At 42.0% G+C, this 17,356-nt stretch carries 11 protein-coding genes; 10 read left to right on the top strand and 1 reads right to left on the bottom strand.

From position 1 onward, the window contains the following. The first annotated feature begins 36 nt into the window (after positions 1-36). The 10 genes from ACW6QF_RS01115 to ACW6QF_RS01070 all read left to right on the top strand — a co-directional run bounded on the left by ACW6QF_RS01115 (position 37) and on the right by ACW6QF_RS01070 (position 16,633). Positions 37-2,916, top strand: coding sequence for a SusC/RagA family TonB-linked outer membrane protein (locus ACW6QF_RS01115; RefSeq protein ID WP_456086598.1), 2,880 nt, complete (start codon positions 37-39; stop codon positions 2,914-2,916). A gap of 31 nt (positions 2,917-2,947) precedes the next feature. Next, the gene (locus ACW6QF_RS01110) at positions 2,948-4,366 is read left to right on the top strand and encodes a RagB/SusD family nutrient uptake outer membrane protein (protein ID WP_456086499.1); all 1,419 of its coding nucleotides are present in this window, start codon (positions 2,948-2,950) and stop codon (positions 4,364-4,366) included. 509 nt (positions 4,367-4,875) lie between these two features. After that, positions 4,876-7,857, top strand: coding sequence for a SusC/RagA family TonB-linked outer membrane protein (locus ACW6QF_RS01105; protein WP_456086597.1), 2,982 nt, complete (start codon positions 4,876-4,878; stop codon positions 7,855-7,857). Positions 7,858-7,884: 27 nt separating this feature from the next. After that, positions 7,885-9,480 (top strand): RagB/SusD family nutrient uptake outer membrane protein, encoded by a 1,596-nt coding sequence (locus ACW6QF_RS01100; RefSeq protein WP_298555139.1) that lies wholly within the window; start codon positions 7,885-7,887, stop codon positions 9,478-9,480. A 229-nt stretch (positions 9,481-9,709) separates the two neighbouring features. Further along, complete coding sequence (locus ACW6QF_RS01095) at positions 9,710-10,879, top strand: site-specific integrase (RefSeq protein ID WP_298555137.1); 1,170 nt, start codon at positions 9,710-9,712, stop codon at positions 10,877-10,879. A 256-nt stretch (positions 10,880-11,135) separates the two neighbouring features. Further along, positions 11,136-12,407 carry a replication-associated recombination protein A gene (locus tag ACW6QF_RS01090; RefSeq protein ID WP_298555204.1) on the top strand — a complete coding sequence of 424 codons (1,272 nt, stop codon included), beginning with the start codon at positions 11,136-11,138 and terminating at the stop codon, positions 12,405-12,407. Positions 12,408-12,593: 186 nt separating this feature from the next. Further along, positions 12,594-13,661, top strand: a complete 1,068-nt coding sequence (serC, locus tag ACW6QF_RS01085) for a 3-phosphoserine/phosphohydroxythreonine transaminase (RefSeq protein ID WP_298555135.1) — start codon at positions 12,594-12,596, stop codon at positions 13,659-13,661. A 2-nt stretch (positions 13,662-13,663) separates the two neighbouring features. Then, positions 13,664-14,590, top strand: coding sequence for an NAD(P)-dependent oxidoreductase (locus tag ACW6QF_RS01080; protein ID WP_456086498.1), 927 nt, complete (start codon positions 13,664-13,666; stop codon positions 14,588-14,590). A 5-nt stretch (positions 14,591-14,595) separates the two neighbouring features. Then, a complete protein-coding gene (locus ACW6QF_RS01075; protein WP_456086497.1) occupies positions 14,596-15,843 on the top strand; it encodes a DUF1015 domain-containing protein in 1,248 nt (415 codons plus the stop codon). Positions 15,844-16,006: 163 nt separating this feature from the next. Then, on the top strand, positions 16,007-16,633 hold the full coding sequence (locus ACW6QF_RS01070) for an HAD family hydrolase (RefSeq protein WP_456086496.1): 627 nt from the start codon (positions 16,007-16,009) through the stop codon (positions 16,631-16,633). Between the two features lie 203 nt (positions 16,634-16,836). Here ACW6QF_RS01070 and ACW6QF_RS01065 read toward each other — a convergent pair whose 3' ends face one another. Further along, entirely contained in the window at positions 16,837-17,343 is a 507-nt protein-coding gene (locus ACW6QF_RS01065) for a hypothetical protein (protein WP_298555123.1), read from the bottom strand. Between the last annotated feature and the right edge of the window lie 13 nt (positions 17,344-17,356).

Below are 17,356 nucleotides of genomic sequence, written 5' to 3'. Positions count from 1 at the left end.
ATAGATAATAGTTTAGACTACATAAATAATTAACCTATTAACAACCAAGATATTGCAGATGTACCAAGTTCTGCAAAGACTCTGATTGTTTCTTTTGTAGGTATGAAGTCCCAGGAAGTCGGGGTGAAACCGACGTTACATGTCTTGTTGGCATCAGACAATCAAATGCTTGACGAAGTTATGGTTGTCGCTTATGGTACTGCTAAAAAATCATCATTTACCGGAGCAGCCTCATCTGTTAATACAGAGAAAATATTAAAAGATGTACCTGTTACATCTTTTGAGCAAGCCTTGCAAGGCGCAACAACAGGTCTGACCGTAAATTCGAGCAGTGGACAGCCAGGTGCAGGTTTAAGTATTCGTATTCGTGGTACAGGTTCCATGAACGCCACAAATGAACCTCTCTATGTAATTGACGGAGTACCCGTTGTTTCCGGTGATATTGCCGTATCTGGAGTAAGCAATGATTCAAAAGCATTCAATATTATGTCTTCAATCAATCCGAGCGATATCGAAAACATTACGGTTTTGAAAGATGCGGCAGCTGCTTCCTTGTACGGTTCACGTGCAGCAAATGGTGTAATCCTTATTACGACGAAAAGAGGTAAGGAAGGTAAGACCCAAATCAATTTTAAAGCAAACTGGGGCTTTTCCGACTGGGCTGTTAAAAACAGAGAAACTGTTTCCGGGGAACAGCAACATGAACTTACCTATGAAGCTTATTACAATGAAGGTATCCTGTACAAGGATATGTCAGATGAGGAAGCAAGAGCTTATGCGCAGGATGGTGCAGATACTTTCGCCCCTCTGAGAGATCACTATTCAAACTGGGAAGATGCATTGTTCAAGAAAACGGCATTCAACCAGAATTATGAATTTTCGGCACAAGGAGGTAGCGAGCAGACCAGTTTCTTTGCTTCATTAAACTACAAAACAGAAGACGGTATGATCAATACGACCGGTATGGAAGGCTTTACCGGTAGAGCTAACGTTACCCACAGATCAAAAGATGGGAAGATGCAGATGGGAGCAAACATCTCATTCTCAAAACAAAAATCAGAAATGGCTTCGGAAGGTACAGCTTATGCCAATGCCTATTTCGTTAAAAACTGGTATGCCATTCCTAACATTCCTATCTATAATGAAGATGGATCGTTTTACGACGGTTTCCCATTGGCCCAGTTAAATGTGCCTAACCCATTAAAAGACCAGGGGTTGGATAAAAACACTTCGGAAGTATTGAGAAGCACCAACTCCCTGTGGGCTTCTTATAAAATAATCGAAGGTCTGACAATCAAGGAAACAATAAGTTATGACTTTATCGACAACCAGTCTACGACTTATTGGCCGATGAATTCAAATAACGGTGAGGCTTACAAAGGTTTGATGATCAAATATCCGTATCAGCATCACAATATCTATTCATCAACAGTATTGAATTATACCAATACATTTGCCGACAAACATAATTTGGATGTTTTGGTCGGTTGGGATGTCGATGATAGAAAAGAACAATATGTCCAGGCTGTCGGAGCTAACTATCCGCACGATAAACTGCCGGAGCTGGAGAACACTTCGGAACCGATGACGGCAGCGTCCGGATATAAGGAAGACCACCTGTTGTCTTTGCTCTCCCGTATCAACTATGACTACGATAACAAGTATTATATTTCAGCAAATTATCGTCGTGACGGTAGTTCGAGATTAGGAGCAAACAAACGTTGGGGTAACTTCTGGTCTGTTTCAGGGGCTTGGAGATTGAGCCAGGAAGCTTTCATGAAGGATTTGACCTATGTCGATGATTTAAAGCTGAGAGTTTCATACGGTATAAATGGTACTTTGCCTTCCAAATTTTATTCCCATTTAAGCCTATTCGGTTATGGTTATAACTATCAGGATCAACCGGGATCTGCTCCTACGACTATCCCTAACCCTGATTTGGGATGGGAAAAGAATGAAAACTTCAACATCGGTTTTGATGCCAGACTGTTCGGTCGTTTAAGCGTCGCATTCGATTTCTATAATCGTGAAACAAAAGACTTGCTGCAGGATGTTCCGGTATCTATGACCACTGGTTTCAATAACACATTGAAAAATGTGGGTGCCATGAATAACCGCGGTATAGAATTGGATGTAAACTATGACGTATTCAACGAAACTGCTTTAAAATGGTCTACCGGTATTGTTTTGTCTCACAATAAAAATAAGGTCAGCAAACTGTATGGAGGAAAAGACATCATTGACGGAACTACTATTTTAAGAGAAGGTGAATCTTATTATTCCTGGTGGAGTCGTGAATGGGCCGGCGTCGATCCGCAAACAGGTGAAGAGCAATGGGTATTGAACACAGAGAATGAAGATGGAACAATCAATCGTGAATTGACTAAAGACCCGTCACAGGCTCAACGTGTTATCGTTGGAAAACCGGACCCTAAAATAACCGGGGGATGGAGAAATACTCTTTCTTGGAAAGGATTGGATTTAAATGCTTTATTTTCATTCTCTTTAGGTGGTCATATCATGGATGATCCTGCGTTGCTGTACACTGATACGGATGGTGAAACAGCATATCAATCCATCGGTATCCAGCAGTTGGACAGATGGCAGAAGCCTGGCGATATCACAGATGTCCCGAGACGTATCAATAGCTACCAATATGCTCGTTACGGAAGTTCCCGCCATATGAAAAGCTCCAATCATCTTCGTCTGAAAACCGTGACATTATCTTATAATTTGCCTTCAAAATGGATGCAGGCTGCCGGAATGAGAAATGTCAGAATCTTTGCATCCGGTAATAACCTGTTGACATGGGCTGCTTATAAGAATATTGATCCTGAACAACCGGTTAAAGGTGTAGCTACTTGGGCATTGCCTAACTTGAAATCAGTAACATTTGGTATTGAAATCGGATTGTAATCCGGAATTCGTTTTACTATAAATAATAACAATGATGAATAGACTAAATATAAAATCTATATTTGTTGCTGCTGCAATAGCTTCAGTTACATTTACATCTTGTGATGGATATCTGGAAACTCTCCCTTCAGATTCATTGGTCAGTACAGATGCTATCACATCTTTGCAAGATGTAGAAACAGCATTGAACGGTACATACTACAGTTTAAAAGACGACAGCTATTACGGTTGTGACTTTGTTTCACGTGCCGAAGTCGGAGGTGAAGATGTGCAGACAATTTCTTCCGGCGGTTTAAGAACAGATACTTATTACCGTTTCACGCATCGTCAGAATAACTCGCCGGAAGATCTGTGGAGTTTTCCGTATAAGATCATTAATCGCGCCAATGTATTGCTAAACGCAATTGAAACAGGTGATCTTCCTGCCGGAGATGAACTCAATAATGCAAAAGGAGAAGCTTTGGCTCTTCGTGCTTTATGCCATTTTAACCTCCTGATCACATACGGAAAGCCTTATTTTGTAGAAAATGGAGCCACTCCGGGCGTCATATTGGTAAAAGAAGTTTTGGGCGCAGACGATCTTCCCGGCCGTTCAACCGTAGCAGAAGGATATGAAATGGTCATCAACGATTTGGAAGAAGCTTTGAAATATATCGGAACAGAAGTAAAAGACGGACGTTTCAATAGTTGGGCTGTAAAAGGTTTGCTGGCACGTGTCAATCTATATAAACGAGATTGGGACAAGGCTTTTTCTTATGCTGAAGATGTCATTAACAATTCTCCGTATTCTTTGCTGAAAACAGAAGATTATGTAGCGGCATGGTCAGGAAGATATTCTTCGGAATCTGTATTCGATCTGGAAATATCGGACTTGGATGCTGGTAATCGTGAAATGTTTGGATATGTGGTCGATCCTAAAGGATATGCGGCAGTCTCCAACACGAAAGAATTTGAAGATCTTATCAATGAGAATCCGGATGACATCCGTCGTAATTTGTTGGCTGCGGCATCTGTCGAAGGCCGTACTTACATGAATAAATATCCGGGCATCAATGGCAAAAGTGCTGTAAACAATATCCGTGTAATTCGTCTGTCCGATATTTATCTGATTGCTGCCGAGGCTGCATTAAAAAAATCTTCTGCAGATCAGGCAAGTGCAAATAAATATTTGAATGCGATTATCAAACGTGCTATTCCTTCCGCTTCAGATGTGACTGCCACCGAAGCATTGGTCTTGAAAGAAAGACGTAAGGAATTGGTAATGGAAGGTCATCGTTTTTATGACATCATGCGTTTGGGAATCACGGTGACTCGTAAGGGAGGATATCACTTCCTGAACAATACCGATCTTATATCTCCGAGTTATCAGGATTATCGCACGATTTTGGCAATACCACAGGCTGAAATAGATGTTAATCCTAATATCAAGCAGAACGAAGGGTACTTCTAAAAAATAGAATCTGAATGAAAAGGGTCGTGTCATAATTCACTATCCTGTAATCCCGGACTTGATCCGGGAGCGCATTCTTTTAAGCAATATACATGAAACCGATTAATTTGAAATGAGTTGATTTCAAATTAATCGGTTTCATATTTATGGCATTCAACTATTGTCACTACGTTTATTTATAATAAAAAGATTGTTTTATGGAAGCACCATTCGTTTACGGACGTATTGCCGATGATCGGGATTTTACTGATACCGGAAAGCGAATATCGGATGAATGATCCGGTAGTATGATTGCCGACAAAATGAAAAATCATCCATATTATACTCAGTAATTAAGGTAGAACCATAGTCCTATTTACGATCATCTTTGAAAAAACCATTATTTAGAGTATATATATTAATATTCTGTATATCAAATACATGTGCATAAATCATATTCGATGTATTATTTCTTATAAATAGATAATAGCTTAGACTACATAAATAATTAATCCACTAACAATCAGTATATTACAAACGTACCAAGTTCTGCAAAGACTCTGGTAGTTTCCTTCGTGGGTATGAAGGCCCAGGAAATCGGAGTGAAACCGAATCTTCGTTTGGTATTGGAACCTGATAACCAAATGATTGACGAAGTGGTCGTGGTGGCGTATGGTACTGCGAAAAAAGCCGCTTTTACTGGATCAGCCGGTGTTGTAAAGACCGAACAAATTGAAAAGCGCCAGGTTTCAGATGTTACAAATGCATTAGCCGGTGCTGTTGCCGGTGTGCAAATTCAAAGTGCGAACGGACAGCCGGGAACCTCAGCAACCGTTAAAATCCGTGGTGTAGGCTCTATAAATGCCAAATCCGATCCTCTATATGTGGTAGATGGTATTCCTTATGATGGCGATATCTCTTCTATTAACTCGCAGGATATTGAATCAATGACCGTATTGAAGGATGCAGCTTCGACCGCTTTGTACGGTGCACGTGGTGCAAATGGTGTGATTATGATCACAACCAAAAAAGGTAAAAGTGGCAAGGCATCCATTAATTTCGACGCTAAATGGGGTGTAAATTCCCGGATGATAAAAAACTATGATGTTATGACAGACGTAACGGATTATATGGACCATGCTTATCAGGCTTTATATAATGCTGGTATATATAATTTGGGGTATGATGCAGCTAAATCAAATAGCTATGCCAACACTTGGCTGCCTATTAATAGTAAAGGCGGTTTAGGCTGTCAAATCTTTACTGTTCCTGATGGAGAATCTTTATACGGATTAGATGGTAAAATGAATCCAAATGCCAAATTGGGATATACGGATGGCTCCTATTATTATACTCCGGACAATTGGGCAAATGAAATATTCAGCAATAAAGGCCGTCAGGAATATAATCTGAATGTTTCCGGTTCTTCAGAGAAAGCCAATTATTATGTGTCTTTTGGCTATTTGGATGATCAAGGTATTATCGATGGCTCTGGCTTCACAAGATATTCAACCCGTGCCAAAGGTGATTATCAGGTGAAAGAATGGTTGAAAGTTGGTGCAAACCTCAGTTATACTTATTCAAACAGCCGCTATCCGGGAGACCAGACTGCAACAGCTTCTTCAGGAAATGCTTTCTTGATGGCAAATATGATTGCTCCGGTTTATCCTTTATACGTGCGTAATGCGGACGGTTCTATTAAAATGAATGGCGGACGTAAAGTTTACGATTACGGTGACGGGGTAAGCACTAAATTCTCTCGTTCATTTATGGCTATTTCCAATCCTGCCGGTGACTTGATTTATAATAAAGACGAATATCTGCACGATATCGTGAATGCTAACTGGTATGCTGACTTTACTCCTATAGAAGGATTGACTGTTACCGCTCGTTATGGTATGAATTTGGACAGCCAGCGGTATAATTTGTTGGGTAATGCCTATTCGGGCCAGAGCGCTTCTTATGGAGGTACAGCCTATCAAGGACATTCACGTACTTGGGGATTCGACCAACAGTATATTGCAACTTATCAAAAGACGTTCAACGATGATCATAACCTCGATGTAATGATCGGATACGATGGATATAAATGGAATGAAGAGGTTGTGGAGGCTTCCGGACAGAACTTGTATAACCCTGAAAATTTCCATGTTAATAATGCGATCGATCAACTTATTGGATATGGATATGGAAACTCATACGCTACAGAAGGTTATATCGCTCGCGTAAACTATGATTATCAGAACACATATTATGTAAGTGCATCTTTCCGCCGTGACGGCTCTTCCCGATTCCATCCGGATCACCGTTGGGGTAATTTCTGGTCGGCAAGTGCTGCCTGGATATTGTCTAAAGAAAGTTTCCTCGAAGATGTGAAATGGATTGATTTATTAAAATTCAAAGCTTCTTTTGGGCAGCAGGGTAATGATATGATTGGTAATTATTATGCTTATATCGATCAGTTCAAAATGACTGGCGCCAACGGTATTTTTTCTGATGGTGCATTGGATTATAAAGGAAATCCTGATTTGACATGGGAAACATCGACCTCTTTCAACACGGGTTTTGATTTTAGCATGTTCAATAATCGTTTCAATGGTAGTATCGAATATTTCTTGCGCCAATCCAGTGATATGCTGTATTACAAACCGGTTGGACCGATTTCTGGCTATCAGGAAATTCCTATGAACGTCGGTGCTATGCGTAACTCTGGTTTGGAATTAGATTTCAGCTATGCTATTATCAAAAATAAAGATATCAGTTGGGATGTCAATTTAAATGCATCATTCATTAAAAATGAAATTATTGAATTGCATCCGGACTTGAACGGCGAATTGATCAACGATACGCGTATCTATACAGAAGGAGAATCTATGTATCGTATGTATCTGGTCAAATATGCAGGTGTCGATCCTGAAACCGGTATGGCGTTGTATTGGGCGAAAGATAAAGACGGAAATCCTATTAAGACCTCAGACTATTCAAGTGCGGTCAACTACAAAGAAGCGACTGATGATTTGTTGCCGACTGTTTATGGTGGTTTCGGGACTTCTTTGAGCTTGTATGGATTCGACGCTTCTGTTCAGCTGTCTTATCAGTTAGGCGGTAAGATTTATGATTCTGGTTACGCACGATTTATGCATGGAGGGGCCGCTACCTATGCAGGAACAAACTGGCATAAAGATATTTACAATGCATGGACCGAAACAAACAAAAATACCGATGTTCCGCGTCTGGATGCAGAAGACAAATATGCAAGTTCACAGTCAGATCGTTGGTTAACGAAATCAAACTATCTTTCTTTGAACAATATCACAATCGGTTATACTTTGCCTAAATCATTGACGACTAAATTCTTGGTGGACAGACTGCGTGTTTATTTCGCTGCTGATAATGTTGCATTGCTTTCTGCTCGCAAAGGTCTTGATCCACGTCAGAGTTATACCAGCGCCACAACTGCACTTTATACTCCGATCCGTACAGTTTCAGGAGGTATTAGCGTTACATTCTAATTAATAAACGAATAAAGTTATAAATATATGAAAGCTAAATATATATTATCTGTATGCGCTCTTTCTACATTAGCCTTGAACAGTTGTGTAGATTTGGACACATATCCTGAAGATAAAATTATTACATCCGACCAGAAAGAAGAAGTGGCAGAAAGCGATCCTTCCAAAGCTGAAGCCGGTGTCAATGCGGTGTTTACACAATTCAGTTCTTATGGCTCTATCATTACTGAAACAGAACGGCATAATGATATCGGCTATCCGGGCTTGATGCTGTTCATGGATACGAATGGTGCAGACTTTGTAAGTAAAGATAACGGTTATAACTGGATGGGCAATAGCTTGACTTATGAAGACCGTATTTTTACAGCTTATGAATGCCGGATGATGTGGGGAGTGATGTATAACCAAATTTATGCTGCTAACAATGTCGTAGCTTCGGTTGGCGAAAATCCGGATGATCCGACTTTGCAAAACTATCTTGCACAAGCATTGGCAACCCGGGCATTTAACTATTGGGTATTGGCACAAAACTACCAATTCAACTATAGAACTCACAAAACATCGCCTTGCGTCCCTATCATTACTGAACAGAATGCTGCCACTGCCTCAACGGAAGGCTGTGCCCGTTCAACGGTCGAGGAAGTTTATACTCAGATTATGAACGACATCAATAAGGCAATCGAATATTTGGAAAACTCAACCATCAAGAGGAGAGACAAACGCTACATTGACATAACTGTGGCTTATGGTTTGCGTGCTCGTATCAATTTAACAATGGGGAATTGGGCTGATGCGGCAAAAGATGCGGAAAGTGCGATCAACCTATCATCTGCAACACCCTATTCTATTGATGAGATGAAAAGACCGGCGTTCAATACTGCTGATGATAATTCTTGGATGTGGGCAATCAAGGTTGCGGAATCTGATCGTGTTGTAACGACCGGTATCTGTAATTTCCCGTCTCACATGGGATCATTAAACTATGGATATTGCTGGTATAGTGGCGGCCGTCAGATTAATAAGAATTTGTATAATTCAATTCCGGATACAGATGTTCGTAAGGGATGGTGGCTGAATGAAGATACTGTTTCTCCGATTCTGACAGAAGAAGAACAAGATCTGGTCTATTATTATTATGGTGCTTATACACAGGTAAAGTTTGCTCCATATAATGACGAATTGGAAACTTCTACGAATGCAAGCGATATACCTTTAATGCGTATAGAAGAAATGTACTTGATCAAAGCTGAAGGTGAGGCTATGAGTGGAAACGTAGCCGGGGCTAAGACGACTCTTGAGTCTTTCTTGCGTGATTATCGTGATCCGGAGTATTCATGTACTGCTTCGACACCTGAAGCTATGCAAGAAGAAATCTATCATCAACGCCGTATTGAACTTTGGGGTGAAGGTATGAGCTGGTTTGATATTATGCGTTTGAACAAAGGCGTTGATCGTCGTGGCGCTGGTTATCCAAATGCATCATCCGTCTTTAATATCCAACCCGGAGATCCGATCTTATTGTGGCGTTTGCCGGAAAAAGAAATCCAGGCAAATCCGGCTTTGTCTAACAGTGACAATAATGAAGCCGTACCTGTTCCTTCTCCTGTTCCTGATATAGAATAAAATAATTAAAACAAGAAGGAAAAAGTTTACATCCGGAAAAGGAATAAAGAGGCGTGTTTTTGTGAACACGTCTCTTTTTTTGTCTCTGTCCAGGCTTTTGCGGGATCGCTCTGAGGATAGTTCTTCTTCTATTGAAACACGAAATATAACAAACTTTTAGTTTGTCTCATACGGAACAAAGAACTTATTATTGTTCCTTCGTGTTCTCATTCAGAAAATAATGTATATCATGGAAAAAGTTATTTACAATCTGGTGTTCAATCGGAAGAAGCGGTTGAATGCAGAAGGAAAGGCTTTGATTCAGGTAGAGGCCTACCTGAATAGGCAAAAGAAGTATTTCTCAACGAAAATCTATGTTAAACCCACGCAGTGGGATAGCAAGAAGAAGGCTGTGAGGAATCATCCCAACATGGATGAACTCAATCAGTACATTGAGGATTATATTTCTTATTTGGAACGGATCGAATTGGATATGGTTCAGAGCGGACGTCCGTTCTCTTTGAGGGATTTGAGAGAGAAGGGAGATTTTGAATCCGTCTCTTCTTCTTTTGTCTCTTTTATGAAAAATGAGATCGAGCATAGTAATTTAAGACTTTCCACGTTGAAAAACCACTTATCCACTTTGCAGGTTTTGTGCCAGTATCAGCCACAAGTCTCTTTTGAAGATCTCACTTTTAATTTCCTTTGTGATTTTGAACGTTTTCTTCTTGAGCAAAAGTATCACCGGAATACGATTGCCAAGCATATGAAGCATCTGAAAAGATATGTCAACCTGGCGATTAATAAGGATTTGTTTGAATTGCAGAAATATCCTTTTCGCAAGTATAAGATTAAATATATGGAAAGCAAGCGTGGTCATCTGACGCCGGAAGAATTGGATAGGCTGGAGAAAGTCGCTCCTAAATTGCAACGGACGCTCAGACGGACACTCGATATGTTCCTCTTCAGCTGCTATACCGGGCTTCGTTTTTCCGACATTGTAAATATACGGCCGGATAATTTCCATTTGATCGATGATAAGTTATGGCTGGTCTATTCATCGGTCAAGACGGATGTCAACGTCAGGCTTCCTTTATTCCTGTTGTTCGACGGGAAAGCCCTTGCTGTCTATGAGCGTTATCGAAAGCGTTATTCAAGAACGCTGTTTGGAGTCTCTGTCTCGGCAAACTCGAACGTGAATAAACAGCTGAAAAGAATTTGCCGGCTGGCGGAAATAGATAAAAGGCTGTCTTTCCACATGGCCCGCCATACCAATGCTACCTTATTGTTATATAATGGGGCGAATATCACGACAGTCCAGAAGCTGTTAGGGCATAAAAGCGTACGGACAACGGAAATCTATAGTGATATTATGGATATGACTGTTATACGGGATCTGGAAAATATCACGTTGAAATAAAACAGAGCAATGGATGCAGGAGGACAGGCTGTATTGGACGGGGTTTGATACGGCCTGATCTTTCATGATTTTATTTAGCCGTCGAGAATTGTAAATATGACAAAATGTTATCTTTTTATGCCGCCGAAAGAGGTGTGCTGCTATGTGTGCTTACTTTTTATTATATTTTCCTGTTGTCAAACATTAAAATAGGCTCGAATTTTTACGGTGTTTATGCTTTGAAAAGTAAATAAAATATGCGACTTTTGTTGGCATGATGAGTCAACCGTTAGCAGAGAGATTACGTCCGAAAACGTTGGACGACTATATCGGGCAGAAACACCTGGTAGGTCCGGGTGCTGTCCTTAGAAAGATGATTGATGCGGGCCGAGTCCCTTCTTTTATATTGTGGGGACCTCCGGGAGTAGGAAAGACTACGCTGGCGCAGATTATTTCGAATAAACTGGAAGCTCCGTTTTATACGTTGAGCGCAATCAGTTCAGGAGTGAAAGATGTGCGGGAGGTAATAGAAAAGGCAAAAAGCAACCGCTTTTTCAATACCGTTTCACCGATCCTGTTTATTGACGAAATACATCGCTTTAGCAAGTCGCAGCAGGACTCTCTGCTCAATGCAGTAGAGACAGGTGTGGTAACCTTGATCGGTGCCACGACGGAGAATCCCTCGTTCGAGGTCATCCGTCCGTTGCTTTCCCGTTGCCAGGTATATGTCTTGAAGTCGTTGGAGAAAGCGGATCTGTTGACCTTGTTGAATAAGGCGGTTACGGAAGATATCGTATTGAAGGATATGAATATCGTGCTGACCGAGACGGACGCCATGTTGCGTTATTCCGGTGGCGATGCACGGAAACTGCTGAATATCCTGGAGCTTGTAGTAGCTGCAGAAGAAGGAAATGAAAAGATTGAAATAACAGATGAAAAGGTGGTGGAGCGCTTGCAGGAAAATCCGGCGGCGTATGATAAAGGAGGAGAGATGCATTATGACATTATATCCGCTTTCATCAAATCCATTCGCGGAAGTGATCCGGATGCCGCTATCTATTGGCTGGCGCGTATGGTTGCCGGTGGCGAAGACCCGGAATTCATAGCCCGCCGTCTGGTTATTTCAGCATCGGAAGATATCGGGTTAGCGAATCCGAATGCTCTATTGCTGGCAAATGCTTGTTTTGATGCCTTGAAGAAAATCGGCTGGCCGGAAGGACGGATCATTTTGGCGGAAACGACCGTTTATCTGGCATGCAGTCCCAAAAGTAATTCGGCTTATATGGCGATTAACGATGCGTTGGAGTTAGTGAATCGTACAGGTAACCTGCCTGTTCCCCTTCATTTGCGGAATGCACCGACAAAATTGATGGCGGAGTTGAATTACGGAAAAGATTACAAATATGCGCACGATTATGAAAATCATTTTGTCAAGCAAGAGTTCCTTCCTAAGGAAGTTTTGAATGAACGGCTGTGGAAAGGACAGGAAAATCCATCCGAACACAAACTTATTGAACAAATGAGACGTTTGTGGGGAGGACGATTTTAGGAATTGATAATTGATAATTGAAAGTGGAAAATGGAAGATAAATGTAAACGGAATGGCTGTAGCTGCGACGTTTTGCTGATATTTTTCGGCTTTTAGTTTTCATTTCTCGATTTAATTCGTACATTAGCCGCCTGTTTTTGGAAAATTAGTTACTTGAATTATATTTAACATTAAAAAGACATTGGTATGAAGAAGCACAATTTTTATGCAGGTCCCTCTATCTTGAGCGAGTATACAATTAAAAATACGGCTGCTGCGGTAGAAAGTTTTGCCGGTATGGGTTTATCTCTTCTTGAAATCTCCCACAGAAGTAAAGAATTTGTAGCTGTGAATGATGAGGCACGTGCATTGATCAAAGAGTTACTGGATGTTCCTGCCGGTTATGAAGTTGTCTTTATGGGAGGCGGTGCAAGCATGCAGTTCTGTATGGTCCCTTATAACCTGTTGAATAAGAAAGCTTCTTATCTGGATACAGGTACATGGGCATCTAATGCGATTAAGGAAGCCAAGTTGTTTGGTGAAGTAGATGTGGTTGCTTCCTCCAAAGATGCAAACTATACTTATATCCCTAAAGATTATAAGGTAGCTGAAGATTCGGATTATTTCCATTTTACCTCCAACAATACGATCTACGGAACCGAAATGCGTAAAGATCCGGATATGAATGTTCGTTTGGTTTGCGATATGTCTTCCGATATCTTCTCCCGTCCGATCGATATTTCCAAATATGACATTATTTATGCCGGTGCACAGAAGAATCTGGCTCCTGCCGGTGTGACACTCGCTATTGTGCGTCAGGATGCATTGGGGCATGTGGACCGTCCTATTCCTACTATGTTGAATTATAACACGCATATCAAGAAAGACTCTATGTTCAACACGCCTCCTGTACTGCCTATCTATGCAGCTCTGCAGACATTGAAATGGTATAAGGAACAGGGCGGTATTGCTGCTATGGAAAAGAAAGACCTGGAAAACGCAGCTATCCTGTATGATGAAATCGATCGCAACAAGTTGTTTAAAGGAACAGTTGCAACGGAAGACCGTTCTATCATGAATGTTTGTTTCGTGATGAATGACGAATATAAGGAACTGGAAGACGAATTCAGCAAATTCGCTGCGGCTGCCGGTATGGTAGGTATCAAGGGACACCGTTCTGTCGGTGGTTTCCGTGCTTCTCTGTACAACGCAATGCCTAAGAGTAGCGTTGAGGCTTTGGTTGCATGTATGAAAGAATTTGAAAAGCAGCATTGATTATGGCAAAGATATTAGTAGCAACAGATAAACCTTTCGCTGCGATAGCAGTGAAAGGTATCCGCGAAGTAGTGGAAAGTGCAGGTGATGAACTGGTCCTGTTGGAGAAATACGGTGAAAAGGCTAAACTGCTGGAAGCCGTCAAGGATGTGGATGCCATCATTATCCGTAGTGACATTATCGATGCCGAAGTGTTGGATGCCGCTAAACAGTTGAAGATCGTGGTACGTGCCGGAGCCGGTTACGATAACGTTGATCTGGCTGCTGCGACAGCGCATAATGTCTGTGTGATGAATACACCGGGGCAGAACTCCAATGCCGTTGCCGAATTGGCTTTCGGTATGATGGTAATGGCTGTCCGTAACTTCTATAACGGCACTTCCGGTACGGAACTGAAAGGAAAGAAACTGGGTATCCATGCCTATGGCAATGTAGGGCGTAATGTGGCTCGTATCGCGAAAGGTTTCGGAATGGAAATCTATGCATTCGACGCTTTCTGCCCGGCTTCGGCCATTGAGGCGGATGGTGTGAAACCGGTTGCTTCACCGGAAGAGCTTTATGCTACCTGCGATGTCGTTTCCTTGCATATCCCGGCAACTGCCGAAACAAAGAACTCCATCAATTATGCTCTGGTCGGCAAGATGCCGAAAGGCGGCTTGCTGGTCAATACGGCTCGTAAGGAAGTTATTAATGAAGCAGAACTTATCAAGTTGATGGAAGAACGTGCAGACCTGAAATATGTAACCGACATCATGCCTGCTGCCAACGAAGAGTTTGCAGCCAAGTTTGCTGGCCGCTATTTCTCCACTCCCAAAAAGATGGGGGCACAGACTGCCGAAGCCAATATCAATGCCGGTATTGCCGCTGCCAAGCAGATCGAAGGTTTCCTGAAAGAAGGATGTGAAAAATTCAGAGTAAACAAATCATAAATATCATGGCTATTATTAAACCTTTCAAAGGAATCCGTCCTCCTAAGGATTTGATCGAACAAGTGGCTTCCCGTCCATACGATGTATTAAATTCCGAGGAGGCGCGTGAAGAAGCAAAAGGCAACGATAAATCTCTTTATCACATCATTAAGCCGGAGATCGACTTCCCGGTCGGGACGGATGAACACGATCCGGCTGTTTATTTGAAGGCTGCCGCCAATTTCCGGATGTTCCAGGAAAAGGGTTGGCTGGTGCAGGATAAGGAAGAATGTTACTATGTGTATGCCCAGACTATGAACGGCAAGACGCAGTACGGCCTGGTTGTCGGTGCGTACGTGCCCGATTATATGAATGGCGTTATCAAGAAACATGAGCTGACACGCCGTGATAAGGAAGAAGATCGTATGAAACATGTCAGGGTGAACAATGCCAACATCGAACCGGTCTTCTTTGCCTATCCCGATAATGCGGAGTTGGACAAGATTGTCGCTAAATATACATCCCGCAATCCTGAGTATGACTTTGTAGCGAAGGATGATGGTTTCGGCCATACGTTCTGGATTATCGATGAGGCAGCCGATATTGCCCGTATCACGGAGTTGTTCGGCGAAATGCCTTCCTTGTATATTGCCGACGGCCATCACCGTTCTGCCGCCGCCGCCTTGGTTGGTGCGGAAAAGGCAAAACAGAACGCCGATCATAAAGGTGATGAAGAATATAACTATTTTATGGCAGTCTGTTTCCCTGCAAACCAGTTGACCATTATCGACTATAACCGGGTGGTGAAAGATCTGAACGGCCTGTCGGAAGAAGAATTTCTGGCTAAGTTAGGGAAGAATTTTATAGTAGAAGAAAAAGGTACTGATATTTATAAACCGGCAGCTTTGCATAACTTCTCCCTCTATTTAGATGGAAAATGGTATTCGTTGACTGCCAAGCCGGGGACATACGATGATAACGACCCGATCGGTGTCCTGGATGTGACGATCTCTTCCAACCTCATTTTGGATGAAGTCTTGGGTATTAAAGACCTCCGTTCGGATAAACGTATTGATTTCGTAGGCGGTATCCGTGGACTGGGAGAATTGAAACGTCGTGTGGACAGTGGCGAGATGAAGGTGGCGATGGCGCTTTATCCTGTCACCATGAAGCAACTGATGGATATTGCCGATACCGGTAATATCATGCCTCCCAAGACAACCTGGTTCGAACCGAAACTGCGTTCCGGCCTGGTTATCCACAAACTCGAATAGAATGATTTCACATTCACAAGCCTGCTTTAGGCCTGTATAATAACGATTTACTGTGAAGGCTGTATGTAGAGGTAGTTTCACCTGCCGCATACGGCCTTCACTTTTTTTATTTGGTTGTTCGGACACTTTTATGTAAGTTTGTGAGTATAACATAAAGAAGAATATGGAAAGAATCAGAAATATCGTATTTGACTTGGGAGGCGTCTTGATCGACCTGGATCATCACCAGGCTATGAGCCGTTTTGAAGAGATAGGAGTGAAGGATGCAAAACAGTTGCTCGATCCATACGAGCAGAAAGGTTTTTTTCTGGAAGTGGAAAATGGAAAGATCGATGTCGATACCTTCTGCCGGAAGTTGCGCGAGCATACCGGCAAGCAACTTTCTTATGATGAAATCAAATATGCCTGGATGGGCTTTATCGCCGGTGTCCCTCAATATAAGTTGGATTTCCTGCTGGAGCTTCGTAAGAAGTATAAGGTTTATTTGTTGAGCAATACGAACTCGATTGTCCAGTCGTGGGCGAGGAGCGAGGCGTTCACTCCCGCCGGTCGCCCGATATCCGCTTATTTCGACAAAATGTACACTTCCTATGAAGTTGGGGTGACGAAGCCGGATGCCGCTATCTTCAATCGGATGATAGAAGATGCTCCGCTTATTCCGGCAGAAACGTTGTTTGTCGACGATGCCAAATCGAATATAGAGGTCGGGCAAGAGCTCGGTTTTCATACCTATCAGCCGGAAAACGGGGAGGATTGGCGGGAAGCTGTTCTGGATATACTGGAAAAGTAATCTTCCGGCCTGCTCTTTTTAGTCGCCGAGTGCATTCTTATTTATCGGCCCACAGCTGTGAGCCGTACTTTCCACGTTTGTGAGCCGTACGTTCCACCCGTGTGAGCCGATCGGCTCACACGGGTGGAACGATTAGTTTCTCTTTGATGGATACTTACTTTGTGCTTGGTTTCGGGAAAGTTTTTGTTATTCCCTTTCCTTCTTTATTTGGTAAGGGTTATAAGAACCGTATATGCATTTGATCCCTGTTTTTGTGTAAATTGAAAATCCTTGTCATCGCAGCTGATTTTTAAGCAAGAGGCCATGTGGTCTTCTTCTTTCCAATAAGAAGTAATGATATGTTCTTCGTTATCCCCGAATATATGTGGGCATACTAATTTCCATGTGATGGCAGATGCCACATAATCGAAAGTGCTGTATGAAAAATACAAGTATTCAGCTTGGTCGTTCTCAACCTCGACATAGAGTATTTCTTTTTGGTCTGATACATCGGTTGATGAGACTTGCAGTTTATACGCATCTGTGACTTGGAACGAATAGCCGCCGCTTTCCTGTTGATACTTTAGCCCGTTTACTAAATTCTTGCCGGAGCTATCCTCGAATTGCAGTTTAAGATGATATGTATAAGGAGGTGCGTCGTTACCATGGTTACATCGACTGAATAGCATGACTAATAGTGTCAATAGGCATAATAAATTTGTTGTTTTCATGAAGATTGTTGTT

The organism is Parabacteroides sp. (assembly GCF_977054455.1).
This window is presented reverse-complemented; position numbering and strand designations above follow the sequence as displayed.

Bases quoted from the DNA above. Each gene is read 5' to 3' on its own strand.
- ACW6QF_RS01110 (WP_456086499.1), top strand. From the start codon at position 2,948: ATGATGAATAGACTAAATATAAAATCTATATTTGTTGCTGCTGCAATA.
- ACW6QF_RS01100 (WP_298555139.1), top strand. From the start codon at position 7,885: ATGAAAGCTAAATATATATTATCTGTATGCGCTCTTTCTACATTAGCC.
- ACW6QF_RS01095 (WP_298555137.1), top strand. From the start codon at position 9,710: ATGGAAAAAGTTATTTACAATCTGGTGTTCAATCGGAAGAAGCGGTTG.
- ACW6QF_RS01090 (WP_298555204.1), top strand. From the start codon at position 11,136: ATGAGTCAACCGTTAGCAGAGAGATTACGTCCGAAAACGTTGGACGAC.
- serC (WP_298555135.1), top strand. From the start codon at position 12,594: ATGAAGAAGCACAATTTTTATGCAGGTCCCTCTATCTTGAGCGAGTAT.
- ACW6QF_RS01080 (WP_456086498.1), top strand. From the start codon at position 13,664: ATGGCAAAGATATTAGTAGCAACAGATAAACCTTTCGCTGCGATAGCA.
- ACW6QF_RS01075 (WP_456086497.1), top strand. From the start codon at position 14,596: ATGGCTATTATTAAACCTTTCAAAGGAATCCGTCCTCCTAAGGATTTG.
- ACW6QF_RS01070 (WP_456086496.1), top strand. From the start codon at position 16,007: ATGGAAAGAATCAGAAATATCGTATTTGACTTGGGAGGCGTCTTGATC.
- ACW6QF_RS01065 (WP_298555123.1), bottom strand. From the start codon at position 17,343: ATGAAAACAACAAATTTATTATGCCTATTGACACTATTAGTCATGCTA.